General features: G+C 64.3%; 24 protein-coding genes. 15 read left to right on the top strand and 9 right to left on the bottom strand.

From position 1 onward, the window contains the following. The first annotated feature begins 19 nt into the window (after positions 1-19). Positions 20-850 carry an AraC family transcriptional regulator gene (locus GV002_RS22185; RefSeq protein ID WP_160020430.1) on the top strand — a complete coding sequence of 277 codons (831 nt, stop codon included), beginning with the start codon at positions 20-22 and terminating at the stop codon, positions 848-850. Here GV002_RS22185 and GV002_RS22180 read toward each other — a convergent pair. Beyond that, positions 844-2,178 carry a PLP-dependent aminotransferase family protein gene (locus GV002_RS22180; RefSeq protein ID WP_160020429.1) on the bottom strand — a complete coding sequence of 445 codons (1,335 nt, stop codon included), beginning with the start codon at positions 2,176-2,178 and terminating at the stop codon, positions 844-846. The genes GV002_RS22185 and GV002_RS22180 overlap by 7 nt on opposite strands. An 83-nt stretch (positions 2,179-2,261) precedes the next feature. Between GV002_RS22180 and GV002_RS22175 the strand changes: the two genes are divergently transcribed. From GV002_RS22175 to GV002_RS22155, 5 genes are all read left to right on the top strand, one after another. Continuing rightward, a complete protein-coding gene (locus GV002_RS22175; protein ID WP_160020428.1) occupies positions 2,262-2,876 on the top strand; it encodes a DJ-1/PfpI family protein in 615 nt (204 codons plus the stop codon). 65 nt (positions 2,877-2,941) lie between these two features. Continuing rightward, entirely contained in the window at positions 2,942-3,466 is a 525-nt protein-coding gene (locus tag GV002_RS22170; RefSeq protein WP_160020427.1) for a DUF3087 domain-containing protein, read from the top strand. A gap of 176 nt (positions 3,467-3,642) precedes the next feature. Next, positions 3,643-3,990, top strand: a complete 348-nt coding sequence (locus GV002_RS22165; RefSeq protein ID WP_160020426.1) for a hypothetical protein — start codon at positions 3,643-3,645, stop codon at positions 3,988-3,990. A 63-nt stretch (positions 3,991-4,053) separates the two neighbouring features. Continuing rightward, a complete protein-coding gene (locus GV002_RS22160) occupies positions 4,054-4,797 on the top strand; it encodes an SDR family NAD(P)-dependent oxidoreductase (protein WP_160020425.1) in 744 nt (247 codons plus the stop codon). A 160-nt stretch (positions 4,798-4,957) separates the two neighbouring features. Continuing rightward, positions 4,958-6,268, top strand: coding sequence for a CitMHS family transporter (locus tag GV002_RS22155; protein ID WP_160020424.1), 1,311 nt, complete (start codon positions 4,958-4,960; stop codon positions 6,266-6,268). 71 nt (positions 6,269-6,339) lie between these two features. Here the strand turns inward: GV002_RS22155 and GV002_RS22150 are convergent, their stop codons facing one another. Then, positions 6,340-7,077 carry a GntR family transcriptional regulator gene (locus tag GV002_RS22150; protein WP_160020423.1) on the bottom strand — a complete coding sequence of 246 codons (738 nt, stop codon included), beginning with the start codon at positions 7,075-7,077 and terminating at the stop codon, positions 6,340-6,342. Between the two features lie 179 nt (positions 7,078-7,256). Here GV002_RS22150 and GV002_RS22145 point away from each other — a divergent pair, with 179 nt between their 5' ends. Then, positions 7,257-8,078 (top strand): amidohydrolase family protein, encoded by an 822-nt coding sequence (locus tag GV002_RS22145; protein ID WP_178094792.1) that lies wholly within the window; start codon positions 7,257-7,259, stop codon positions 8,076-8,078. Positions 8,079-8,118: 40 nt separating this feature from the next. Continuing rightward, complete coding sequence (locus GV002_RS22140; RefSeq protein ID WP_160020421.1) at positions 8,119-9,420, top strand: SLC13 family permease; 1,302 nt, start codon at positions 8,119-8,121, stop codon at positions 9,418-9,420. Between the two features lie 839 nt (positions 9,421-10,259). Here the strand turns inward: GV002_RS22140 and GV002_RS22135 are convergent. The 3 genes from GV002_RS22135 to GV002_RS22125 all read right to left on the bottom strand — a co-directional run bounded on the left by GV002_RS22135 (position 10,260) and on the right by GV002_RS22125 (position 13,083). Then, complete coding sequence (locus GV002_RS22135) at positions 10,260-10,817, bottom strand: hypothetical protein (protein WP_160020775.1); 558 nt, start codon at positions 10,815-10,817, stop codon at positions 10,260-10,262. A gap of 66 nt (positions 10,818-10,883) precedes the next feature. After that, positions 10,884-12,083, bottom strand: coding sequence for an MFS transporter (locus GV002_RS22130; protein WP_160020420.1), 1,200 nt, complete (start codon positions 12,081-12,083; stop codon positions 10,884-10,886). A 76-nt stretch (positions 12,084-12,159) separates the two neighbouring features. Then, positions 12,160-13,083 carry a LysR family transcriptional regulator gene (locus GV002_RS22125; protein WP_160020419.1) on the bottom strand — a complete coding sequence of 308 codons (924 nt, stop codon included), beginning with the start codon at positions 13,081-13,083 and terminating at the stop codon, positions 12,160-12,162. Positions 13,084-13,379: 296 nt separating this feature from the next. Between GV002_RS22125 and GV002_RS22120 the strand changes: the two genes are divergently transcribed. Together GV002_RS22120 and GV002_RS22115 are read left to right on the top strand one after the other, a co-directional pair. Continuing rightward, positions 13,380-14,429 (top strand): SDR family oxidoreductase, encoded by a 1,050-nt coding sequence (locus GV002_RS22120; protein ID WP_160020418.1) that lies wholly within the window; start codon positions 13,380-13,382, stop codon positions 14,427-14,429. A 46-nt stretch (positions 14,430-14,475) separates the two neighbouring features. Further along, a complete protein-coding gene (locus GV002_RS22115) occupies positions 14,476-15,786 on the top strand; it encodes an NTP/NDP exchange transporter (protein WP_160020417.1) in 1,311 nt (436 codons plus the stop codon). A gap of 60 nt (positions 15,787-15,846) precedes the next feature. Here the strand turns inward: GV002_RS22115 and GV002_RS22110 are convergent, their stop codons facing one another. Next, positions 15,847-16,548 carry a glutathione S-transferase N-terminal domain-containing protein gene (locus tag GV002_RS22110; protein ID WP_160020416.1) on the bottom strand — a complete coding sequence of 234 codons (702 nt, stop codon included), beginning with the start codon at positions 16,546-16,548 and terminating at the stop codon, positions 15,847-15,849. A gap of 175 nt (positions 16,549-16,723) precedes the next feature. On the opposite strand from GV002_RS22110, the gene GV002_RS22105 reads away from it, so the two are divergent. Further along, a complete protein-coding gene (locus GV002_RS22105; protein WP_160020415.1) occupies positions 16,724-17,161 on the top strand; it encodes an HIT family protein in 438 nt (145 codons plus the stop codon). Positions 17,162-17,214: 53 nt separating this feature from the next. On the opposite strand, the gene GV002_RS22100 is transcribed toward GV002_RS22105, so the two are convergent. Continuing rightward, a complete protein-coding gene (locus GV002_RS22100) occupies positions 17,215-17,481 on the bottom strand; it encodes a DUF2790 domain-containing protein (protein WP_160020414.1) in 267 nt (88 codons plus the stop codon). Positions 17,482-17,665: 184 nt separating this feature from the next. On the opposite strand from GV002_RS22100, the gene GV002_RS22095 reads away from it, so the two are divergent. Beyond that, positions 17,666-18,091: a 3-isopropylmalate dehydratase gene (locus tag GV002_RS22095; RefSeq protein WP_160020413.1), complete on the top strand. Its 426-nt coding sequence runs from the start codon at positions 17,666-17,668 to the stop codon at positions 18,089-18,091. 30 nt (positions 18,092-18,121) lie between these two features. On the opposite strand, the gene lepB is transcribed toward GV002_RS22095, so the two are convergent. After that, positions 18,122-18,691 (bottom strand): signal peptidase I, encoded by a 570-nt coding sequence (gene lepB, locus GV002_RS22090; protein ID WP_160020412.1) that lies wholly within the window; start codon positions 18,689-18,691, stop codon positions 18,122-18,124. A gap of 127 nt (positions 18,692-18,818) precedes the next feature. On the opposite strand from lepB, the gene GV002_RS22085 reads away from it, so the two are divergent. Continuing rightward, the gene (locus GV002_RS22085; protein WP_160020411.1) at positions 18,819-20,102 is read left to right on the top strand and encodes an FAD-dependent oxidoreductase; all 1,284 of its coding nucleotides are present in this window, start codon (positions 18,819-18,821) and stop codon (positions 20,100-20,102) included. A gap of 16 nt (positions 20,103-20,118) precedes the next feature. On the opposite strand, the gene GV002_RS22080 is transcribed toward GV002_RS22085, so the two are convergent. Beyond that, positions 20,119-20,871, bottom strand: coding sequence for a tetratricopeptide repeat protein (locus GV002_RS22080; RefSeq protein WP_160020410.1), 753 nt, complete (start codon positions 20,869-20,871; stop codon positions 20,119-20,121). A 141-nt stretch (positions 20,872-21,012) separates the two neighbouring features. On the opposite strand from GV002_RS22080, the gene pnuC reads away from it, so the two are divergent. Continuing rightward, the gene (pnuC, locus tag GV002_RS22075) at positions 21,013-21,579 is read left to right on the top strand and encodes a nicotinamide riboside transporter PnuC (RefSeq protein WP_160020409.1); all 567 of its coding nucleotides are present in this window, start codon (positions 21,013-21,015) and stop codon (positions 21,577-21,579) included. 1 nt (position 21,580) lies between these two features. Continuing rightward, the gene (locus GV002_RS22070) at positions 21,581-22,609 is read left to right on the top strand and encodes an AAA family ATPase (protein WP_160020408.1); all 1,029 of its coding nucleotides are present in this window, start codon (positions 21,581-21,583) and stop codon (positions 22,607-22,609) included. The last annotated feature ends 2 nt before the right edge of the window (positions 22,610-22,611 follow it).

Raw genomic sequence — 22,611 nt, 5'->3', positions numbered from 1 at the left:
GATCGTCCAAAAGTGCGAGATGACCATGGATCGTCTGTCCAACCTGCTGCATCACTTCAATCTGCACGCCAGCACCTTTCACCGGGGTGGGTTCTGCGGCACCAGCAGCCATGGCGAGCAGGAGCCGCATGGCTACATTCACCTGCTACGCGCCGGGCGCATCAACTTTCGCGAGGGCGATGGCCGCGAGCTGCGCCTGGAAGAGCCGAGCCTGATGCTGGTGGCCAGGCCGCGCCTGCACCAGATGAGCGCCAGCGAGGCCGATGGCGCCGAACTGGTCTGCGCCACCCTGGCCTTCGACGGGGGTATCGACAATCCGTTGTCGCGGTCGTTGCCGGGTGCCATCGTCAAACCGCTGCGCGAGTTGCCGAGTCTGAGCGGTTGCCTGGACTGGCTGTTCGCCGAAGCGACAGGGGAGGATTGTGGGCGTGAGCTGGTGCTCAACCGCTTGTTCGAGTTGATGGTGATTCAGCTGCTGCGCCATTTGATGAACAGCCGCGAGCTGGCCTCGGGGATGATGGCGGGTCTGGCCGAGCCACGCCTGGCGCGAGCGCTCAATCAACTGCACGAGAGGCCGCAGCATGGCTGGTCGGTGGCCGAGCTGGCGGCGCTGGCCGGCATGTCGCGCGCCAGTTTCGCTGCGCATTTCCACGACGTGGTCGGTGCTACGCCGGCCGATTACCTGGTGGGCTGGCGTGTAAGCCTGGCGCAGAAGCGTCTACGCGAGGGCCGGCCCATGGCGCTGATCGCCGACGAGGTCGGCTATGAAAGCCCCTCGGCCCTGGCCCGCGCCTTTCGCCGCAAGGTGGGGGCGAGTCCCAGCGAGTGGCTGCGTCAGGTCGCTCAATAGGCGAAATGGGCGATGGCATGCCTGACCTTGTCCAGCGCGTCTTCCAGTTGCGCCAGGGTAACCGAGCCAAGGGCCAGGCGCAGCGCATGAGGCACCTGCTCCGAGGTGCTGAACGGCTCAGCGGTGGAGACTGCCACCTGCTCGTGCAGCAGACGCGCCACGACCTGATCGGCGCGCACCTCGGCCGGTAACGGCAGCCAGAGGAAATAGCCGGCCTCATGGCCGATCGGTTGCAGGCCGGCCAGTACGCGCCGAGCCAGTGCTTGCCGACAGCGGGCGTCGTCGCGCTTCTGCGCTTGCAGGCGGGCCAGTGTGCCGTCTTCGATCCAGGCGCAGACCAGCGCCGTCATGATGCCCGGGGTGTTCCAGGTGCTGGCGCGGATGCTGCGCTCCAGTGCGGCGACCCAGACGGCAGGCGCTGTCAGGTAGCCGACCCGTAGGCCGGTGGCGATGTTCTTCGAGAAGCCGGACACATGCACCGTGCGTTCGGGCGCCAGGGCGGCCAGTGGCGCTGGTGCCGAGCTGGCCAGGAAGGCGTAGGCGGCATCCTCGATGATCAGCAGGTCGTGCTGGCGGGCGATGTCGATCAGGCGCTCGCGCTGTCGCTGGTCGAGTACCCAGCCCAGTGGGTTGTGCAGGGTCGGCATGCTGTAGATCGCCCGTACCCGGCGCGTTCTGCACAGCGCCGCCAGGGCATCGAAATCGGGGCCGCTGGCCTCGCAGGGCAGCGCCAGCAATTCCACGCCGCGCGCGGCGGCGGCCGCCTTGAAACCGGGGTAGGTGAGGGCGTCGACCGCGACCACGTCACCGGGTTTGAGCAGGGTCTGCAGGGTCAGCGCCAGGCCGTGCTGGGCGCCGTTGACGATCAGCACCTGTTGCGCCGTGACCGGGAGTCCCTGATCCGTCAGGTGCCTGGCCAGCAATGCCCGCTCATGGGGGCGCCCGGCATGCGGCTGATAGCGCAGCAGCGCTTCCAGATCACCGGACAATGCCAGCTGGCGCAGGGCCTGGCGCAGCAGGTCGGCCTGCCCCGGCAGCGTGGGGTAGTTGAAGTTGAGGTCGAGCATGCCGCCTTCGGTCGCTGGCTGGTCGATACCGTGACCGGGCGCCAGGCTGGTCTCGCGCACGAAGGTGCCGCGCCCGGTTTCGCCACTCACCAGGCCCATGGCGTGCAGCTCGGTGTAGACCCGTGACGCGGTGACCAGGGCGATGCCGTGCTGTGTGGCCAGTTCGCGGTGTGTGGGCAGGCGTGTGCCAGGCGCGAGCGCGCCACAGCGGATGTCGGCGGCCAACTGATCGACCAGTTGCTTGTAGCGCGCGCGGGGCATGGGTTGTATCCATGACAATTATTTGATTGTCATGATCATTGCCTCGAAGCTGCGTGGCAACCCGTTTCATGACAGGAGCCGCCATGCACATCGCCATTCTGACCTTCGAAGGGTTCAACGAACTCGACTCGCTGATCGCTTACGCCATTCTCAACCGCATACACAGGCCCGACTGGCGCGTCAGCATCGCCAGCCCTGCTGCGCGCGTGACGTCCATGAACGGGCTGGTGATCGATAGCCAGATCGACCTGCAGCAGGCCTGCGCGGCGGATGCGGTGATCGTCGGCAGTGGCATGCGCACCCGCGAGGTGGTGGCGGATAAAGCGCTGATGGCGCAACTGCGCCTCGACCCGGCGCGCCAACTGCTGGCGGCGCAGTGCTCCGGCACGTTGCTACTGGCCAAGCTCGGCTTGCTCGACGGCGTCGCCGCCTGCACCGACCTGACCAGCAAGCCCTGGGTGCAGGAAGCAGGTGTGCGGGTGCTCGATCAGCCGCTGTTCGCCCGTGGCAATGTCGCAACGGCGGGCGGCTGCCTGGCGTCGACCTATCTCGCCGCCTGGGTCATCGCCCGTCTGCTCGGCCTCGACGAGGCGCGCCAGGCGCTGCACTACGTGGCGCCGGTGGGTGAGAAGGCGCAGTACCTGGCGGGGGCGATGGCGGCGATCGGTCCTTATCTTCAGGATCGTACAGAGGCGTGACGGGTTCGTGCATCGTGGCAGGCTGTCGTACCATCGCCGACTGACCCCGCCACGAGCCTTCGCGCATGTTTGAAATCCAGCCCATCGACCCCGCCTACTACCGCCAGCAGACCCGCCGCAGCACTGCGGTGATCGCGCTCATCTTCTTGGCGCTGGCCATGCTCTGCGCCACGCTGAGCACGCAGGCGTTCGGCACGCCCGGTGGTGACAACTTCAAATGGAACCTGATCGGTGTGGTGGTGGGGCTTGGCCTGACCATTGCGCTGGTGCGTCAGCAACTCTGGTCGCGGCCGTTCATGGCGCCGGCCATCTACGGCTGGCGACTCAAGCGCAGCCTGATGCGCGTCACCAACGTCATGCATCACGTCAAGGCAGGCGTGGCACGGGGGGATGAAAGCGCGATGAAGCTGCTGCGCTTCTACCACCTGGGGGTGAGCCAGATGCATCAACTCGATGGCAACTCCAGCGAGCTGAGCCAGATGGTGGGCGAGATCGACAGCCATCGCGAGGCAATGGAGCAGCGGGCGCTGGACATCGAGCAGACGCGGCTCGACATGGCGTGGCTGGAGCGGGTCAAAACGTTTAGCTGAACACGTCCTGTCGATCCTGGGTTGGGGTCACAATGACTTTAAAGCTGTCATTGTGACTCGCTTTCCTTGTTGTCATTAGTACCTTTTTTTTCTTATCTATCTGTTTTTGATAGAGAAAATACATGGCACAGAATCTGACTCTGTCCGGGTGCAATGCCCATTACAGGAGAAATCAGATGAAATCCATTGCCTTGCTTGCCCTTTCCCTCGGCCTTGCGGCCGCCAATGTTCTGCAGGCTGCCGAAGTAGTGGCCGAACGTGAAGAAAACTCGGTGGGTGCCGGTTTCGGAGGTTTGTCCGGCCTGATGCTGGGCGCCGCCGCGGGTGGCCCTGTCGGTGCGTTGGTCGGTGGTGCCGCCGGGCTCTGGACAGGTGCGCAGGTTCAGGCTGCCACTGGCAATAGTGGAACCGCCTATGTGGTGCGCCACGAAGGCGGTCGTGAGCAGTGGGTGCGCTCGCCCAGGGAGCGCTTCGCGCTGGGTCAGCAGGTGGAGATGAATGGCATCCGCCTGCAGGCGCAGTAAGCCGATTTCAGCGCGGCTCGCGCGAGTCGCGGCACTCACTCTCTTTTCGCTTCGAGGAACTTCATGAATACGAATTTTCAGGGTCGTCTGGCTGTCGTCACCGGGGCCAGCTCGGGTATCGGCCTGGCGGTGTGTGATCTGTTGCTGCAGCGCGGCGCGCGCGTGCTGGCTTTCTCACGGCGTCTGGGCGCGCTGGAGGCGCTGCAGGCGTTACATCCCGAACAGCTGCATTGGTGTGCGGGCGACGTCACCGATATCGATGCGCTGCATGGGCTGGCCGAGCGGGCGGGGCGGCTCGGTGCCGTCGACTACCTGGTACCCAACGCCGGGATCGCACGCTTGGCATCGGGCTGCGACATGCAGGCGTTCGAGCAGCAGTGGCGGGTCAACGGCGCCGGTGCAATCAATACCTTTCAGGTGCTCAAGCCTCATCTGGCGCGGCCTGCATCGGTGGTATTCATCAGCACCTTCCTGCGTCAACTCGGCTTCGCCGGGCTTGGCGGTTACATCGCCAGCAAGGCCGCACTCTCGGCGCTGGTGCGCAGCCTGGCGCTGGAGCATGCCGCTGAAGGCTTGCGGCTCAATCTGGTTTCGCCAGGGCCGACGGCGACACCGATCTGGAGCAGCCTGGGCCTGGCCGAGGATGCCTTGGCGGGCGTCGCCAGTGAAGTCGGCAGGCGCCTGGTCGACGGCGAGTTCCTCGAGCCGCAGGCGATTGCCGAGGTGGTGCTGTTTCAGCTGAGCAACGGTGCGCGTGGTGTTCATGGCCAGGATTGGGTGGTGGACAAGGGCTACACCCTGCAATGAACCAAGCCGGGGCGGCAGGGCTGCCGCCCCGATTCTGCGACATATCCACTGACATTTGGTGTGACGCATGTTCGCCGCTTAAAGGTTGTTGAAAGGTTCGCCTCTTAGCCTCCGCACGCGCCTTTCGCGTGCCTTACAAGAACAAAGAGGAGAAAGCGGTTTGTTGACCTTGATTGGCCTGTTGACCATCTGCAGCCTGGTTGTGCTGTTGCTTATCGGGCGCATGTCGCCTGTTCTGCCATTGATTGTGGTGCCGTTGCTGGGCGCTCTGGCCGCAGGCTTTGGCCCGGAGGCGATTTCCGGTTTCTTCACCGATGGCATCGGCCGCGTGACGGCGATTGCCACCATGTTCGTTTTTGCCATCACCTTTTTCGGCGTGCTGCAGGACACAGGTCTGTTCAGGCCCCTGATCAATGGCATGGTGCGCCTGACCCGCGGCAACGTGATCGCGGTGACCGTCGCCACGGCGGTGATCGGCATGCTGGCGCACCTCGACGGCGCTGGTGCCACCACCTTCCTGCTCACCGTTCCCGCCTTGCTGCCGCTGTACAAGCAGTTGCGCATGAGCCCGTACCTGATGCTGCTGCTGTTGGCGATTGGTGCCGGCATCTTCAACATGCTGCCCTGGGCCGGGCCGCTGGGGCGTGCCTCGGCAGTGACCGGTATCGAGGTCACCGAGCTGTGGCGTCCGTTGATCGCGGTGCAGGGTATTGGCGTAGTGCTATTGGTTGCCCTGGCGGCGCTGCTGGGCTGGCGTGAACAGCGGCGTATCGCGGCCGGCACGACCGGGGACGAAGGTGTACTGGTGGAAACCAGCACTGACCTGCATGAGCCGAGCGCCGAGGAGCGCGAGCTGGAACGCCCGCGCCTGCTCTGGGCCAACTCCGCGTTGTTCCTGGTGGTGCTGGTCTCGCTGTTCTCTGGCGTGCTGCCGGCCGGCTATATCTTCATGATCGGCCTGTGCCTGGCGCTGCTGATCAACTACCCCGGCGGCAAGGCGCAGATGCAGCGTATCTCCGCGCACGCTCCGGCTGCGCTGAGCATGGGTATGATCATTCTGGCCGCTGGCTCGATGCTGGGTATCTTCACCGGCACCGGCATGCTCACGTCCATCGCCCAGGACCTGGCGCAGGTACTGCCGGCGCCGCTGGTGGGGCAGATGCACATCGTGCTGGGTCTGTTCGGCCTGCCGATGGAGCTGATGCTGAGCACCGACGCCTACTACTTTGGGCTGCTGCCGGTAACGCTGGAAGTGGTCGGCGCCCAGGGTGTCGAGCCAGCCAGCGTGGTTTATGCGCTGACCATCGGCAACATCATCGGCACCTTCATCAGTCCGTTCTCGCCGGCGCTGTGGCTGGCGCTGGGTCTGGCCGGGCTGGATCTGGGCCGGCACATCCGCTACTCGTTGTGGTGGATGTGGGGCTTCTCGCTGGTGCTGTTCGGTGCGGCCTGGGCGCTCGGGTTGTTCTAGACCGGGGACGTTCAGCAGTGCATCTAACGCCCGGGCTTGCCCGGGCGTTTTGCCGTCAGGACAACGGCCTGTTAGCTGATTTCCACCTGGTAACGGAAGTTCTCCGCCGCCGCGCGTGACAGGCGATATTCCAGCGGCGTGCGGTCGTAGCCCAATGCGGTGCGTTCGATGACCACGCTCGGGCTGGCCTCGGCTACATCCAGGGCGGCAGCAAGCTCGGCATCGGCCGCAGAGACGGTGAGGGTCTCCTGGGCCGAGGCAATGCGCTGGCCGCAGTGCTGCTCGTAGAAGGGGTAGAGCAACTGCGGGAAGTCGTCGGCGGCGATGTCCAGCAAAGCGCCGAAGCGCGACGCCGGCAGCCAGATACGTTCATGGAACAGCGGGCGACCGTCGATCAGGCGCAGGCGTTGGAGGAATATGCAGGGGGCGCCTTCGCTCAGCTTCAGCGCCTGGCTGGCGGCCGCGTCGGCCGGCACCTGGCGGCAGTCGAGGATACGGCTTTGCGGCACCTGAGACTGGCCGCTGGCGTTGACCTGACGGAAGAAGCGGAACAGCGAACCGTCGAAGTTCGGCCGCCGCACGAAGGTGCCGCGACCCTGGGCACGCAGCAGCAGGCCTTCGGCAACCAGGGTTTCCACCGCCTTGCGCACCGTTCCCACGGCCACACCGTACTGTCGGGTCAACTCCGCTTCGGTAGGAATGGCCTCGCCGGGCAGCCATTCGCCAGCGGCGATCTTGCCCAGCATCTCGTCGCGTAACCGCTGATACAGCGGCAGGCGTTCGTCCTGTCCCAGAGCCGTGGTGCTCATAAACCTCAAATCCGAAAGTCGACCGGCCGTCACTTTACCACTGGCCTGCAGATTGACAGCACTTGATCTCTGTAGATACAGTCATCTAATCATATATATGAATATATGTTTTACAAGAAGGAGTCGCTCGTACCGGCGGCTCGTACAAAAAATGACAGAGGTATCGCTTCGTGACGCCCATGCCTTATGCCGCAATCACCGGCATCGACACCCACGCGCACATCTTTCGCCAGGACCTGCCCATGGTTTCCGGCCGCCGCTACAGCCCCAGTTATGACGCTTCCGTGGAGCAGTACCAGGCCCACCTGGACGCTTGCGGGCTGTCCCACGGGGTACTGATCCAGCCCAGCTTTCTCGGCACCGACAACCACTACATGGTCGAGGCGTTGCAGCGTTTCCCGGAGCGTTTGCGTGGCGTCGCGGTGGTCGACGCGCAGGTCAGCGATGCCGAGCTGGACGAATTGGCCGCCGCGGGTGTGGTGGGCATACGCCTGAACCTGATCGGCAAGGTGCTGGAGGACTACACGGGGCCGGCCTGGAACGGCCTGTTCCGCCGCCTGGCGCGACGCGGCTGGCAGGTGGAGATCCAGCGTGGTTTCGACGATCTGGCGCTGATCGTGCCGGCGATTCTCGAATCCGGCGTCACCCTGGTGATCGATCATTTCGGCCTGCCGGCGCCGAGCGTGCAATTGGATGCTGCGCAGCATCACGCCTTCTTCGATCTGCTCGGCCAGGCGCCGGTGTGGATCAAGCTGTCGGCAGCCTATCGCAGCCAGTCCGATCAGGCCCGCGCCCAGGCCATCGAAGCGCGCCTGCGTGAAGCCTGCGGTGGAGTCGGGCGATTCCTCTGGGGCAGTGACTGGCCCAACACCCAGTTCGAGTCGCAGACCCGCTACGATCAGCAGTTCGCGCTGCTCGAGGCCCTGCTGCCCAACCCCGAGGAGCGCCGTCGCGTTCTGGTGGACAACCCCGCAACCCTGTTCGGTTTCGCCTCGGCGTAACCGTCGCTCACATCAGAACAACAAAAGGAATCAAACCATCATGATGAGCCTGCTCGTCGTCGCCGCGATCGTCCTCGCCGTCGCGCTGGGGTACACCACCAAGATCAACATCGGCCTGTTCGCCATTGCCTTCGCCTACCTGCTGGGCTGCTTCGGCATGGGCATGAGCCCGGGCGACATCATCAACATGTGGCCGCTGAAGATCTTCTTCGTGATCTTCTCGGTCTGCCTGTTCTACAGCTTCGCCACCGTCAACGGCACCCTGGAAAAACTCGCCGGGCATCTGCTGTATCGCTGCCGTGGCGTGCCGCACCTGCTGCCCTATGCCATTTTGCTGACCTCGGGGGTGATCGCTGCCATGGGGGCCGGTTACTACACCGTGCTGGCCTTCATGGCACCGCTGACTCTGCTGCTGTGCCAGCGTACCGGCATGAGCCTGATTCTCGGCGGCATGGCGGTGAACTATGGGGCACTGGCCGGAGCCAACTTCGTTTCCAGTCAGAGTGGCATCATCTTCCGTGGCCTGATGACCGGCGCGGGCATGCCCGAGAGCGAAGCCTTCGTCAACGCCCTGGCGATCTTCGCCAGCACGGCGATTATCCCGGTGCTGGTGATTTCCGCCTTCGTCTTCCTCGGTGGTCATGGCCGCAACCTGAAGAATGCGGTGCTCGCCGCCGATCTGCCGGAGGCCTTCAATCGTGAACAGAAGCTGACCCTGCTGCTGACTCTGCTGATGATGGTGTTGGTGCTTGCCGCGCCCCTGGCACTGCTGGCCTTTCCGGACAACGCCACGGTCAGGTTCATCAACAGCAAGGTGGATATCGGCCTGATCGCCAGCGTGTTCTCGGTGATCGCACTGCTGCTCAAGCTGGGTGACGAGCGCAAGGCCATCGCCTCGGTACCCTGGGCCACGCTGATCATGATCTGCGGCGTCGGCATGTTGATTACCGTCGCGATCAAGGCTGGCACCATCGATGCCCTGGCGTCCTGGATCAGCGGCAACATCCCGCCACTGATGATTCCGGTGGCCTTTGGTGTGATCGCGGCGCTGATGTCGATCTTCGCCAGCACGCTCGGTGTGGTGACGCCGGCGCTGTTCCCGATGGTGCTGCCGCTGTCGGCGTCGATGTCGATCGATCCGATGATCATCTTCATCGCCATCGTGGTCGGCGCCCAGGCCACCTCAATCTCGCCGTTCTCCTCCGGCGGCAGCCTGTTGCTGGGCTCCTGCACGGACGACAAGGCGCGCTCGACTCTGTTCTCGCAATTGCTGCTGCGCGCCGCGCCCATCGGTTTCGTCGCAGCGATGCTGTTCAACCTGGCGCTGACCTTCCTGTTCTGATGAAAAAGGTTCTTCGCATAGTCTGGGGAAGGTGTGAGCCAATACTGGATTGGCAAGTTTGTGTGCGTATCGCTTACTGGCTTAGCACTATCCATTACCGAGTCCACTGAGCGTTTGGGTTGCGCCCCTTACGGGCGCCACACCTTGATTCGCTGCGCTCACCCTGCGGGCCAGCCTGCGGCTTTTACTGCGCTTCGCTACGTTTCTTTGCTTGCCCAAGAAAGGTGTGCCAAAGAAGGGCACCCCGACATCCGGGTTTCGCTGCGCGAAACTTGATTCGCTTTGCTCACCCTGCGGGCCAGCCTTTCGGCTGTTACTCCGCTTCGCTACGTTTCCTCGCTCCGGTGCCGCTCCGGGGGCCTGCGTAATCTTTGCGGAATTGGAATTGGCGGCGTCTGGCCTTTGTCTTTGCTCTTCAACTGCGATGGTGTAGACGACGCCCGAGTCCCCTTCAGGAGGCCGAGTGGAATCGCCACGTAAGGGGTTGAGCGACATGGATGTCGCGAGAGCCACGATGGGCCAGGGATGGCCCTTCGTGGCGGGCCCCTGGAGTGGTGATGGAACGAGGGAACCCCGGCGCAGCAGGGCGGGGGCGCCTAGCTCGTATGTAGGGGTGTGTTTCTTTGCTTACTTTCTTTGCACAAGCAAAGAAAGTGAGTCGCCCGTAAGGGGCGAAACCCATCAGGTCAGACGGCGTGCTAATGGATAGTGCCAAGTCATCGCCAGCTAACACTTAGTTGCCAGCCCGGTATCAAGCGTATCCCCCGCGAGAATGCGAAGAACCTGAAAAAAACCGGCATCGAGTGATGCAGGGGCTTTATCCCCGCAAGTCCGTATCGCTATTTCAACCGATAGCGCACCAGCTCATCCTTGCTCAGCAGACGCAAGCGCCCTGGCGCGACCTGATAGATGTCTTCCGCCAGGCTTACGTCGACACCCATGTCGCGAAAGTACCTGGCCGGGCTGAACGACTGGCTGCCATGGACGGCCTGCGCCAGTGCCGAGTCGCCAGCAGGGAAGGGCGGTCGGCGCAGGGCGACATGGCCATTGACGGTGCGCTTGCTGCCGGCAGCGAGCAGGTAGATGCAACTGCCCTGGCACAGGCCGCCGGAAGGCACCAGCGCCTCGAAGCCGGTTTCGCGCAGCAGGCGACCCATGCGGATGGCCTCCGGCGCGCTGCCGCCGATGCTGTCGAGCAGCACGACCTTGCGCGTGTGCTTGCCCGGGTTGGCGCGCAAGCCAGCCAGCAGCTTCTCGTAATCGCCCGGAACGATCTCTTCGGAAATCTTCGCCGCCAGCAGGCCGGCATTGGCCTCGACCTCCACCTGGGCGTGGGCAGTCAGGGCGGTGAACAGAGCTGTGCCGATCAGGGCGAATCGTAAACGCTGGGCAATCATCGGGCGGGTTACGCGATAGTGGCTCGGGACGTAGACGATACCTGCCGGCGCACGCTCTCGCACCTGTCAGATTGCTGCGTTCTCGCGCTGCACCTTCCACGCCCAGGCGAACAGCAGCAGGCCGCCGATGGCCGTGGCCGCGCCGATGTAGCCGGTCACGGTCCAGCCCATGCCGGCGCTGATGGCCAGGCCGCCGAGCCAGGGGCCGAGCGCGTTGGCGACGTTGAACGCGGCGTGATTGGACGCGGCAGCGAGTGTCTGCGCGCCAGTGGCAACGTCCATCAGGTGGGTCTGCAGGGCCGGGCCGAGGGCAATCATGGTGCCCAGGGCGAAGATCGCCGGCAGGAGGGTCCACAGGCTGTGTGCGGCGAACGGAAAGGCCAGCAACACCAGCGTGCTCCAGGCCAGAATCCAGGCCACGGCGCGCAGGCGCAGGCGGTCGAACAGCCAGCCGCCGGCACTGTTGCCGACGATGCAGCCGGCGCCGAACACGCCCATGGCCAGGGGAATCCAGCCGGGCCCGACCTGAGTGACATGAAGCAGGGTCGGCGCCATGTAGCTGAACACGCAGAACATCCCGGCAAAACCGATGGAGCCGATGCCCAGGGCCAGCCAGATCGGTGCGCGGTTGAAAGCACGCAGTTCGCCCGACGGGCTGCTGCGCTGCTCGTGCGGGTCGGCGGGGAGAAAGATCGCCACCATGGCGATGGTGGTGATGGCGATCACCCCGACCAGGGCGAAAGCGTAGCGCCAGCTCATGAACTGGCCGAGCCAGGTGGCCAGCGGGTTGCCGATCAGGATCGCCACGGTCAGGCCGGCCAATACCCGGCTCACCGCCTTGGCGCGCTTGTGCGGCGGCGCCATCGAGGCGGCCACCAGCATGGCGATGCCGAAGTAGGCGCCGTGCGGCAGACCGGCGATGAAGCGGAAGATCAGCAGTGGCTCGTAGCTCGGTGCCAGGGCGCTGGCGAAGTTGCCGAGGGCGAAGCAGCCCATCAGCAGCAGAAGCAGGATGCGCCTCGGCAGGCGTGCACCAAGCAAGGCCAGCACCGGTGCGCCGACCACCACGCCAAGGGCATAGGCGCTGATCACGTGGCCGACCTGCGGCTCGCTGACGCCGAGATCGGCAGCGACGTTGGGCATCAGGCCCATGATGGCGAATTCGCCGGTGCCGATGGCGAAGCCGCCGAGAGCGAGGGCGAGTTGAATGAGAAGGATCGCGCCCGGCGACAGACTCGTCGCGGCGTCGGATGCAGAACTGTTCATGAGTGACCTGGAAGGGGGGAGAAGCAAGCGCGCGATTATAATCTCCCAGCGCCTTGCTTGGGTATTGGCGGCCGCTCTATTTCGGGCCTGGAGACGAGTGGTCGGAGGCGTTGAGGGTCTTCACGTAGTCAACGAAGGCGCGCAGCGGCGCCGGTACGTGACGCCTGCTGTGGTAGTACAGGTAGGGGCCGTCGAAATGCTGCCACCAGTCATGCAGGAAGGGCTGCAGCTGACCGCTGGCGAGGTGCGTCGCGATGTATTCCTCGAAGGTGTAGAGAATGCCGTGGCCGGCGCAGGCCGCTGCGATCAGCAGGTCCTGCGACGAGCTCACCAGCCGGCCTTCGGGAGCGATGCGCAGGGTGCGTCCATCCTGCTCGAACTCCCACACGCCGAGCTTGCCGCTGGCGAACCGGTAGCCGAGCAGGCGATGTTCGCTCAGCTCGCTGGGGTGATGCGGCGTGCCATGGCGCTGCAGGTAGCTGGGCGCAGCGACCGCCATGAAACACTGGCGACGCGGCCCGATGGGGATGGCGATCATGTCCTTGGCCAGGCTTTCCTCGTAGCGAATGCCGGCGTCGTAACCGGCGCCGATCACGTCGATGAAAGTGTTGTCCATGTTCACCTCCAGCGCGATGCCGGGGTAGCGAGCGAGAAAGCCGTCCAGCAGTTGCGGCAGGATGTGCCTTGCGATCACGCCGGGCACATGCAGGCGCAGCGAACCGACCGGGTGTTGCGGATCTTCCTGCAGGTCATTGAGCGCCGCGTTGATCTCGTCCAGCGCGGGGCGCAGACGTTCAAGCAGGCGCGCGCCGATTTCCGTCGGCGTCAGGCCGCGTGTGGTGCGGTTCAGCAGGCGTACGCCCAGCTCCTTTTCCAGGCGGCGTACGCAATCGCTCAGCGACGAGGCCGACATGCCACGGCGTTGCGCCGCGACGCGAAAACCACCGGCCTCGACCACGGCAGCGAACAGGGCGATATCGGACAGGTTGGGTTGGCGCATGGGCGTCGGCTGTGTGATGACGAAGGGGCTGATAATGCGGCGCAGCGGCCGCTTTGCCAATCCTGAGGAGCGTCTGCAGGGATGTAGCCCGGATGAAATCCGGGAATGCATATCAACGGCCCCGGATTGCATCCGGACTACGGTTCGCGTTTGTGAAACATCGGGTAACTGTCCGCCTGGCCGTATGTGCTGTTCGGCTTTGGACGGCTTATCGTACGCGCCGTCTGCCCGCACCCTATGTCCTGTAACTGCGCCTGCTCTGGCGCATCGAGTCAACGGACACGAGGAATCAGTCGATGGACAAGAAGCATGCTGTGGGGCGAGGCCATTCGCGTCGTGATGCCCTGAAACTGTTCGGCATGGTAGGCGGCACCCTGGCCTTGCATGGGGTGTTGGGCGGCGTACCGACAATGGCCTGGGCCAACGTAGCACCGGGTTGGCAGGCGGCGGACATACCGTCGCTGATCGGCAAGCGCATGCTGGTCACCGGCGGCACCAGCGGCATGGGTTTCGAGGACGCCCTGGCCCTGAGCCGGGCCGGTGCGCAGGTGATCATCGCCGCGCGCAATGGACAGCGCGGCGCCGAGAGCATCGAGCGTATTCGTGCCCAGGTGCCGGATGCGCGCGTGCGTTTCGAGCAGTTGGATCTGGCCGACCTGGCTTCGGTGCGCAGCCTGGCCCAGCGCCTGAATGCCGAGGGCGAGGTGCTGGATGTGCTGATCAACAACGCCGCGATCATGGCGCCGCCTCAGCGCGGCGTATCCCGCGATGGCTTCGAGATGCAACTGGCGACCAACTTCCTTGGCCATTTCGCGCTCACTGGCTTGCTCCTGCCGTCGCTGCGCAAGTCGTCGGACCCACGCGTGGTGATGTTGGCGAGCATTGCCGTGAATCGTGGCCGTATCAACTTCGATGACCTGCAGTCCGAGCGCGACTACAACCCTTACGTCGCCTACGCCCAGTCGAAGCTGGCCTGCCTGATGATGGCCTTCGAGCTGCAGCGGCGCAGCCTGGCCAATGACTGGGGTATTCGCAGCGTCGCCGCGCACCCTGGTGTGGCCGTGACCGAACTGGTCGAGCGCGGGCCAGGGCTTGAAAGCGAGTTCGCTCAGCAGTGGGCGAAGGATCGCGATGTCTATCACTCGGCGGCGCAGGGCGCGCTGTCATCGCTGTTCGCGGCGACGGCTGCCGAGGCCGAGGGCGGTCGCTACTACGGGCCGACCGGCGCAGAGGAAAAACGCGGCCCACTGGGCCTGGCCAAGGTGCCGGAGGCTGCGGCGGACGCCGATGATGCGGCCCGCCTGTGGTCGGTAGCCGAGCGTCTGACGGGCGTCAGGTACGGCTGAGTCATGCCGGCGCGCTGTACCGGCGCGCCCTTTCGAGGAGTTTCGCATGTCATCGTCAACGATGGCGCAGCGTGTGGCCGTGGCCATCAACGCGCAGCGCAACGAGCTGTGGCCGGCGCTGGCCGGTTTCACCCTGTTTTTCTGCCTGTTCTCGGGCTACTTCATGCTGCGGCCGATCCGCGAGGCGATGGGCATCGTCTCGGGGGTGGAGAACCTGCAATGGCTGTTCACCGCCACCTTCGTGGTGATGCTGGTCGCGGTGCCGTTGTTCGCCTGGCTGAGTTCGCGGGTGCCGAGGATTCATTTCATCGACTGGGTGTATGGCTTCTTCACCCTGAACCTGGCGTTGTTCGCCCTGTTGTTCTTCAGTGCTGAGGAGAGCGTGTGGCTGGCGCGCAGCTTCTACGTGTGGATTTCGGTCTACAACCTGTTCGTCGTATCGGTGGCCTGGAGCCTGATGGCTGACGTGTTCGACAGCGAACAGGCCAAGCGACTGTTCGCCTTCATCGCCGCCGGTGCCAGCGTCGGCGGCCTGGTCGGCCCGGCGTTGAGTGCCTTGCTGGTGAGCACGCTCGGGCAGAGTGGGTTGATCCTGCTGGCCGCTGTGCTGCTGGCCGTGGCGCTGTCGCTCAAGCAGGTGCTGATGCGCTGGCGCGAGCAGGGTGGTGCGGGGCGTGCCGGTGCCGTGCGGGCCGAAAGCACGCGGCTACCGGTGCCGGGTAACCCGTTCAGTGGCCTGATGCGCGTGCTGTCCTCGCCCTACCTGTTTGGCATCGCCGGTTTCGTCATCCTGCTGGCCACGGCTAGTACCTTTCTCTATTTCGAACAGGCCCGCCTGGTGGCCGAGTTGTTCCCGCAGCGTGCCGATCAGGTGCGGGTGTTCGGGGCCATCGATTTCGTGGTGCAGGCTGGTGCGTTGCTTGCCCAGCTGTTCATCACCGGGCGTATCGCCAGGCGCATGGGGGTGCGGGTGTTGCTGGCCTGCGTGCCGCTGCTGGTGTGCGTCGGCTTCATCGGCCTGGCCTTGATGCCGACCTTCGCCATGCTGGCGGCGCTGATGATCGTGCGCCGTATCGGTGAATACGCCTTCGTGCGGCCAGGGCGGGAAATGCTCTTCGCGCCGCTGGATGCCGAGAGCAAGTACAAGGCGAAGAACTTCATCGACACCGTGGTCTATCGCGCGGGCGATGCCATGAGTGGCTGGCTCAAGAGCCTGCTCGACATGCTGGCTCAGGGCGCCTGGCTGGTGGCGTTGGTGGGCGCTGCCTGTGCGGCGCTGTGGGGATTGCTCGGCTGGTACCTGGGCGGGCAGGCCGATCAGCGCAGTGTCGAGCAGCAGTTGGCGACGACCCGCTAGCTCAGCGCAACGCTGTCGTTGCAGCGATACGGGAGTCGGCTGCCGACTCCCGCACTATCATCAGCCGCGCGCAGGAATGTTCAGGCCGCGCTGAACTGCCGGGCGGGCGAGGAAGGCATCGAGTACGCGGCGCACGTTGGCGAAACGTTCGAACTGCACCAGATCGTCGGCCTTGTAGAAGTCCACCAGGCAGCGTACCCAGGGCAGCACGGCGATATCAGCAATGCTGTACTCGCCCATGATCCAGTCGCGGCCTTGCAGGCGCTGATCGAGAACGCCGAGCAGGCGCGCGGATTCTGCCACGTAGCGGTCGCGCGGGCGTTTGTCCTCATACTCGGCACCCGCGAATTTATGGAAGAAGCCGAGCTGGCCGAACATCGGGCCGAGGCCGCCGATCTGCCACATCAGCCATTGAATCGTCTCGTAGCGGGCAGCGGCGTCCTGTGGCAGCAGCTTGCCGGTCTTCTCCGCCAGATAGATCAGAATCGCCCCGGACTCGAACAGCGGCAGCGGATGGCCATTGGGGCCGTTGGGGTCGAGGATGGCGGGAATCTTGTTGTTCGGCGCCAGCGAGAGAAACTCGGGGCTGAACTGGTCGTTGCTATCGAAGCTGACCAGGTGCGGTTCGTAGGGCAGGCCGATTTCTTCCAACATGATCGAGGCCTTGACCCCGTTGGGCGTGGGCAGCGAGTACAGCTGCAGGCGCTCGGGATGCTGGGCGGGCCATTTACGGGTGATGTGGAAGGGGCTGAGGTCGGTCATGTGGGTTCCATGTCGAATGGGCCGAAGAAGAGGCGATCAGAACACGAGTGGCCAGAGCGAAGGAAATCGATCCAGCTGCTAGTAGTCATCGACTCGAGCAATCCTGCCTGGTTCCCTGCACGCGAGCGAGGCGGTATGGTGGGTTTTTCATCCACCCGGCACGGAACCCATCGGCATGAGCCTGCACGGTACTTACGATTCCCAGAACATCTTCGCCCTGATCATTCGTGGCGACTTGCCCTGCTACAAACTCTACGAGGACGACGATGTACTGGCCTTCCTCGATCTATTCCCGCAATCCAAGGGCCACAGCCTGGTGATCCCCAAGCGCGCCGCCGCGCGTAATATCCTGGAAATCGACGACGCCAGCCTGGCCAAGGTCATGGCCGTGGTGAAGAAGGTCACCCAGGCGGTCGTCGACGAACTGCAACCGGCTGGTGTGCAGGTCGCGCAGTTCAACGGTGCGCCTGCCGGGCAGACGGTGTTCCATATCCACATGCACGTAATCCCGCGCTTCGAGGGCGAGGGGCTGGGTATTCATGCGGCCACCAAGGCCGACCCGGCCGAGCTGGAAGTGCTGCAGGCTCGTCTGGTCAAACGCCTGCAGGGCTGAAGCGCTATTGCCCCGGACGAGTGACTCGGCCGGGGCATCAGGCAACCTGTGGGTTAGCCGTTCTGGTTGCTCAGCCCGCCCCACTCCACGAAACGCACGGCGTGCACTTCGCCCTGGCTGTCGCGGTAGACCAGGACGCTGGGCACTACACCGCTCTTGCGGCTGTTGTCGGTGCGCTGCAGAACCTGGTCGATGTCCAGCTGCATGCCGTACTGGTATTCCTGCACATCCACTTGGGTGCTGGCAGGTGCTTTCTCGCTGGCGAAGGCCATGGGGGCGAAAGCGGCGAGGAGGGTGGCGTTGAGGGCTGCGAATTTCATCCGGGTAGTCTCCGATCAGTTGCGCCGACTCAGGTGGCGCTGGGTTCGGGAGCAATGAAAACACCGCGCCCTTCATTGCAGAAATCGATGCTTGTGCTAGCGAAAATCGCTGCCATCGATATCTTGCCCGCAGGCTCGCCAAGCCCAATACTCAGGCGGCATTCACCTGCCCATGGAGGGCTTCATGCGCTCGATCTTCATCGCTCTACCTCTGTTGCTGTTGGCCGGTTGTTCGTCGTTTCGGGGCGACCCCGAGCATGTAGAACCTGTGCCGGAAGATCGCCTGCTGGCATTTCAGGAGGCGCAGGCGAACAGTGCGCAGATCGTGGTCAATCGCGACTTCGGGATGATGGGAGGGGGCTGCTTCGTGGCCATCGAGGTGGATCGCAAGGTCGCAGCCCGCATCGGCGTCGGCGAAGTCGCGACCTTCCAGGTGCCGCCAGGCACGCGCGTGGTCGGCATCACGCCGGATCGCATGGACGACACCCTGTGCGGCATGGGCCGTCTGCTGCGCGAGGTAGCGGTGCCGGTGAAAAGCGGGGAAACCCAGCACTTGCGCATCGTCAGCCAGAACAAGGGTGGCTTCGATATCCGTCCTGACAAGCCTTGAGCACCTGTCTGGGCGCGGTTCTTTACCCGATCAGTGCACCTTGCCTATTCGCTGTGGATCCTGTGCCCACCAGATGCGCTCGACGCGACCGATCAGGTTGGCTCGCGGCACGCTGCCCCAGAGTCGACTGTCAGCGGAGTTCCGACGGTTGTCACCGAGCATGAATAACTCGCCATCGGCGATGCGCGTTTCCGTCAGGTCGCCGTAGTCCTGGTCCTGAACATCCATTGGTGGTGCCGGGAGCAGGTAAGGCTCGTCCAGCAACTTGCCGTTGATGTAGACGCGATGATCGTGCATCGCCAGACGGTCTCCAGGAAGACCGATGATGCGCTTGACGTAACTGATGTCATTCACCGGGCTTACGAAGACCACCACGTCACCGCGCGCGGGCTCGTTGCCGACATAGGCCCAGGCGCTGCCGAGGATGTGGTCGCCCGCCTGCACGGTGGGAGCCATCGAGTTTGCTGGCACCTGATAGGGCACATAACCCGTGATGCGCGCTCGCGGATCGAGGGTGGCCGTGCCTAGCGGATTAAGCAGGTAGAAGCCGAGCATCAGCAGGGCGAGCGTGATGAGGCCTGTCCAGAAATTCCAGCGCATGGTCGATCCTTGTACCAATGGGTGCGCCACCATAGTGGAGTACGCGACGCGTCTGCAAGCCGCTCAGGATCAAGCGAAGCGGGCGGCATCACGGTTAGAATTGTTTGATCGAACAGGGAGAGCAGCTGTGAACGGATTGCCAATTGCGATAGTCGGTGCGGGTACTGCTGGCCTGGCCAGCGCCATATTCCTTGCCCGTCAGGGCTACGCAGTGCGCCTGTTGGAGCGGGTCGAACGTCTGCAGCCGGTGGGCGCCGGCATCCTGCTGCAGCCTTCCGGCCTGGCCGTTCTGCAGCGTCTTGGTCTGCTGGCCGAATGCACCGCGTTGGGTGCGCCGGTCAGCCGCCTGTATGGCACCAGCTGCCAGGGTCGGGTGATCCTCGATACCCGTTATCACGACTGGCAGCCAGGCAGCTTCGGCCTTGGCATTCATCGCGGCGTGTTGATGACGGCATTGCTCAATGCTGCTCAGCGTGCGGGCGTGCAGGTGGAAACCGGCGTTACGGTGAGCCGCTTCGAGCAGGCGAGCGGCCATGTGCGCTTGCTGCGTGAGAGCGAAGCGGGCGATGAGCAGCCCCTGGGAGACTTCGCCGCACTAATCCTGGCCGATGGCACGCGTTCGACCTTGCGTACGCAGATGCAGGTACGGCAGTGGTCGCGGCCTTATCCCTGGGGCGCCCTGTGGAGCATGTTGCCGACTTTGCCTGCGACCGAGTCTGGCGAGTTGCGCCAGTGGTATCGCGGCTGCCGCGAGATGTTCGGGCTGATGCCGACCGGCTGCACCCACAAAGCCCGTGAGAAGTCGCTGACCAGCCTGTTCTGGAGCCTGCCACTGAACGAGCATGAGAGCTGGCGCAGCAGCGGGCTGGAGGCCTGGAAAACCCGCGTGCGCAGCCTCGCTGGCGAGGCTGCGGAGGCCTATCTGCAGCAGATCGATGATCCCGCGCAACTGACCCTGGCGGCCTATGCGGACGTGCGCATGCAACGCTGGAACGATGGTCGCGCCCTGGCCATCGGTGATTGCGCCCATGCCATGAGCCCGCAACTGGGGCAGGGCGCCAATATGGCGCTGGTCGATGCTGCTGCACTGGCCGATGCGCTCGGCAATGCCGGTGACCAGCACCTGCACGGGCTCGACTGGCAGGCCATCTTCACCCGCTACGGTGATGCCCGTCGTGATCACCTGCGCTACTACCGCCAGGCCAGCCGCCTGCTGACGCCGCTGTTCCAGTCCAACAGCAACACCCTGGCCGTGCTGCGCGATATCGCTCTGATGCTCGCTCGGCACAATCGCTTCGGCCGCCAGCATGCGGTCAGCACCCTGGTTGGTGCACGTGGCGGCTGGCTGTGGTCCGGGGCGCAGAAGCGCGAGTTGCATGCCTGGAAGGGTGAGCGCGAGGCCTGGGAGTAGCCTGCTGGCCGGCCGCTTAGTTGCGCTGCAGTTCGAGCAGCGCCTTCTGACTCAGATCCAGCCACTCCTTGTGTAGCACTCGATAGTGCCGGGCGGAGCGGCGGGCGTGGGTCTGGATCTGTTGCAGCAGTTCGATGGCCTCGCGCTGACGTCCCAGTCGCTGCAGCAGCAGGGCGTAGCGGTAGTTGGCTTCAGGGCTGGCGCTGTAGCTGCCGAGAGCGCGGTATTCCTCTTCGGCCTTGAGGTCGTTGCCCTGGCCTTCCAGAGCGCGGGCGTACAGCAGGTGGCCGTCGCTGGAGCGGAAGTCCGGATTGTTGGCGATCAGTTGATCGAGGCTCGCCTGACAGCCGGCGAAGTCGCCCAGAGCGAAACGTGCTCTGGCCAGGCCGAGGAGGATGTCGGGAGCATCGCTGTGAATACCGCGTAATGCCATCTGATAGTGCTGGGCCGCTTCCTCGGCCTGGCCCATGCGCAGCAGTTCATCGGCCAGGTTGACGCGGGTATCGCGGGTGTCGCGAATATCCAGTTCATCGCGCAGGGCGCGCAGATGGCGCTGCGGGTCGATGCTGTCGTGCAGGCGGTTGAGCGTTTGCCGGCCGCGGCGGCTGCCGAGCAGATCCGGCAGCATGATGCCGAGGAAGTAGATCAGGCAACCAAGCCCGGGCAGGGCGATGATCAGGTACAGCCAGTAGCGTTCCTGGCCACTGCGAACCACGTGAAGGCCGCAGGTGACTTGGCAGGCGATGACCAGCAGGGCGAGCAGAGGCATGGGGCGATCCAGTCCTTTGGAGTGCGAGGGGAGGCTTATCAGAGCATGGATCGGCCCTGTTGTCAGGTGACGCATGCACGGCTGTGGCCTACGTCACGTGCTAGGCTGCGCGGCTGATTCCATGTTCATAAGGATGCGTGCATGCCGTCGTCGCTGGAGATTTTCGCCAACCTCTTCTATCTGATCTCGGTCGTGCTGGCGGCGCGCAACTCGGTGCACACCTGGGCCGTTGGCCTGGTCGGTTGTGTGCTGTTCGGTTGGCTGTTCTTCAGCGTGCAGCTGTATGCCGATGTCACCTTGCAGGCGTTCTTCATCGCCACCAGCCTGCTGGGATGGTGGAGCTGGATGCGCGGGCGCCAGGGCGAGGCGCTGCCGATCAGTCGTTCGCGCGGAGCCGGGCTTGGCCTGGCACTGCTGCTCGCGTTGGCCGTGGCCAGCGCATACGGCGCCTTGCTGCATCATTTCACCGATGCCTACGCGCCCTTCATCGATTCGCTGGTGCTGACGTTGAGCGTGTTGGCGCAATTGCTGCTGATGCGCCGCAAGCTGGAAACCTGGTACGGCTGGCTGCTGGTGAACACCCTCGCGGTGCCGCTGTTCGCGTCGCGCGAGTTGTATCTGACGGCGTTCATCTACCTGCTGTTCTGGTGCAACGCCTGGTACGGCCTGTATCGCTGGCGCCGTGAACTGAACGCGCAGACGGTCTGAGATGAGCAAGCGATTTTCCATTGGGCTGGTGGTCGGCAAGTTCGCACCGCTGCACCTCGGACATGAATGGCTGATTCGCCAGGCGCAACAGCAATGCGAACAGCTGGTGCTGCTCAGCTGGGCCCGCCCGGAGCTTGCCGGTTGCGAGCCTGAACGGCGGGCGAACTGGTTGCAGGTGCGTTTTCCCGAACTGCACAGCTGGGTGGTGACGCCCGAGTGGGTTGCCCGGCAGCGCGCACGAGGCCTGTTGCTGCCGGACCTTCCCCACGAATCCGCAGCCGATGCCGCGCAGCGCCAGTTCGTTGCCGATTTCTGTCTGGTAGTGCTCGGTCACCCGGTCGACGCGGTATTCACCAGCGAGGCCTACGGCGACGGTTTTGCCGCGCACCTGAGCGGATGTTTCGGCTGGCCAGTGCAGCATGTCGAGATCGATCGTGCGCGCATTCAGGTACCGGTTTCGGGTACGCGTTTGCGCGCCGATATTCATGGCTTGCGCCACTATCTGGCGGCGCAGGTCTACGGAGATTTCGTCGAGCGCATCGCCTTGCTCGGTGGCGAGTCCAGCGGCAAGAGCAGCCTCGCCCAGGCGCTGGCCGAAGCCCTGGGTACGCGTCACGCCGCCGAGTACGGCCGTGAGTTGTGGGAAGAGCAGGGCGGTGTACTCGCCTATGACGATCTGCTGCGCATCGGCCGCACCCAGGTCGCCCGTGAGCAGGCGCTGGCCGGGCAATGCCAGCGCTACCTGGTGTGCGACACCACGCCGTTGACCACGCTGTTCTACTGCCGCGAACTGTTCGGTCGTGCCGAGGCCGAGCTGGAACAGTTGGCCGAGCGTCGTTATCAGCACCTGTTTCTGTGCGCCGATGACTTCCCCTTCGTGCAGGACGGCACGCGCCAGGGCGAGGCCTTTCGCCGCCGACAAAATCGGTGGTACGAGCAGGAGCTGGATCGGCGTGGCTGGGCGTTCACCTGTTTGAGCGGTTCGTTGTTGCAGCGAGTTGAGCAGGTGTTGCGACATCTGAGCGGCTAGCC

The organism is Pseudomonas sp. 8O (assembly GCF_902506495.1).
Lineage (GTDB): Bacteria > Pseudomonadota > Gammaproteobacteria > Pseudomonadales > Pseudomonadaceae > Aquipseudomonas > Aquipseudomonas chaetocerotis.
This window is presented reverse-complemented; position numbering and strand designations above follow the sequence as displayed.

Excerpts from the sequence above, each read along its gene's own strand:
- GV002_RS22185 (WP_160020430.1), top strand. The coding sequence starts at position 20 with ATGACCATGGATCGTCTGTCCAACCTGCTGCATCACTTCAATCTGCAC.
- GV002_RS22180 (WP_160020429.1), bottom strand. The coding sequence starts at position 2,178 with ATGCCCCGCGCGCGCTACAAGCAACTGGTCGATCAGTTGGCCGCCGAC.
- GV002_RS22175 (WP_160020428.1), top strand. The coding sequence starts at position 2,262 with ATGCACATCGCCATTCTGACCTTCGAAGGGTTCAACGAACTCGACTCG.
- GV002_RS22170 (WP_160020427.1), top strand. The coding sequence starts at position 2,942 with ATGTTTGAAATCCAGCCCATCGACCCCGCCTACTACCGCCAGCAGACC.
- GV002_RS22165 (WP_160020426.1), top strand. The coding sequence starts at position 3,643 with ATGAAATCCATTGCCTTGCTTGCCCTTTCCCTCGGCCTTGCGGCCGCC.
- GV002_RS22160 (WP_160020425.1), top strand. The coding sequence starts at position 4,054 with ATGAATACGAATTTTCAGGGTCGTCTGGCTGTCGTCACCGGGGCCAGC.
- GV002_RS22150 (WP_160020423.1), bottom strand. The coding sequence starts at position 7,077 with ATGAGCACCACGGCTCTGGGACAGGACGAACGCCTGCCGCTGTATCAG.
- GV002_RS22145 (WP_178094792.1), top strand. The coding sequence starts at position 7,257 with ATGCCTTATGCCGCAATCACCGGCATCGACACCCACGCGCACATCTTT.
- GV002_RS22140 (WP_160020421.1), top strand. The coding sequence starts at position 8,119 with ATGATGAGCCTGCTCGTCGTCGCCGCGATCGTCCTCGCCGTCGCGCTG.
- GV002_RS22135 (WP_160020775.1), bottom strand. The coding sequence starts at position 10,817 with ATGATTGCCCAGCGTTTACGATTCGCCCTGATCGGCACAGCTCTGTTC.
- GV002_RS22130 (WP_160020420.1), bottom strand. The coding sequence starts at position 12,083 with ATGAACAGTTCTGCATCCGACGCCGCGACGAGTCTGTCGCCGGGCGCG.
- GV002_RS22125 (WP_160020419.1), bottom strand. The coding sequence starts at position 13,083 with ATGCGCCAACCCAACCTGTCCGATATCGCCCTGTTCGCTGCCGTGGTC.
- GV002_RS22120 (WP_160020418.1), top strand. The coding sequence starts at position 13,380 with ATGGACAAGAAGCATGCTGTGGGGCGAGGCCATTCGCGTCGTGATGCC.
- GV002_RS22115 (WP_160020417.1), top strand. The coding sequence starts at position 14,476 with ATGTCATCGTCAACGATGGCGCAGCGTGTGGCCGTGGCCATCAACGCG.
- GV002_RS22110 (WP_160020416.1), bottom strand. The coding sequence starts at position 16,548 with ATGACCGACCTCAGCCCCTTCCACATCACCCGTAAATGGCCCGCCCAG.
- GV002_RS22105 (WP_160020415.1), top strand. The coding sequence starts at position 16,724 with ATGAGCCTGCACGGTACTTACGATTCCCAGAACATCTTCGCCCTGATC.
- GV002_RS22100 (WP_160020414.1), bottom strand. The coding sequence starts at position 17,481 with ATGAAATTCGCAGCCCTCAACGCCACCCTCCTCGCCGCTTTCGCCCCC.
- GV002_RS22095 (WP_160020413.1), top strand. The coding sequence starts at position 17,666 with ATGCGCTCGATCTTCATCGCTCTACCTCTGTTGCTGTTGGCCGGTTGT.
- lepB (WP_160020412.1), bottom strand. The coding sequence starts at position 18,691 with ATGCGCTGGAATTTCTGGACAGGCCTCATCACGCTCGCCCTGCTGATG.
- GV002_RS22080 (WP_160020410.1), bottom strand. The coding sequence starts at position 20,871 with ATGCCTCTGCTCGCCCTGCTGGTCATCGCCTGCCAAGTCACCTGCGGC.
- pnuC (WP_160020409.1), top strand. The coding sequence starts at position 21,013 with ATGCCGTCGTCGCTGGAGATTTTCGCCAACCTCTTCTATCTGATCTCG.
- GV002_RS22070 (WP_160020408.1), top strand. The coding sequence starts at position 21,581 with ATGAGCAAGCGATTTTCCATTGGGCTGGTGGTCGGCAAGTTCGCACCG.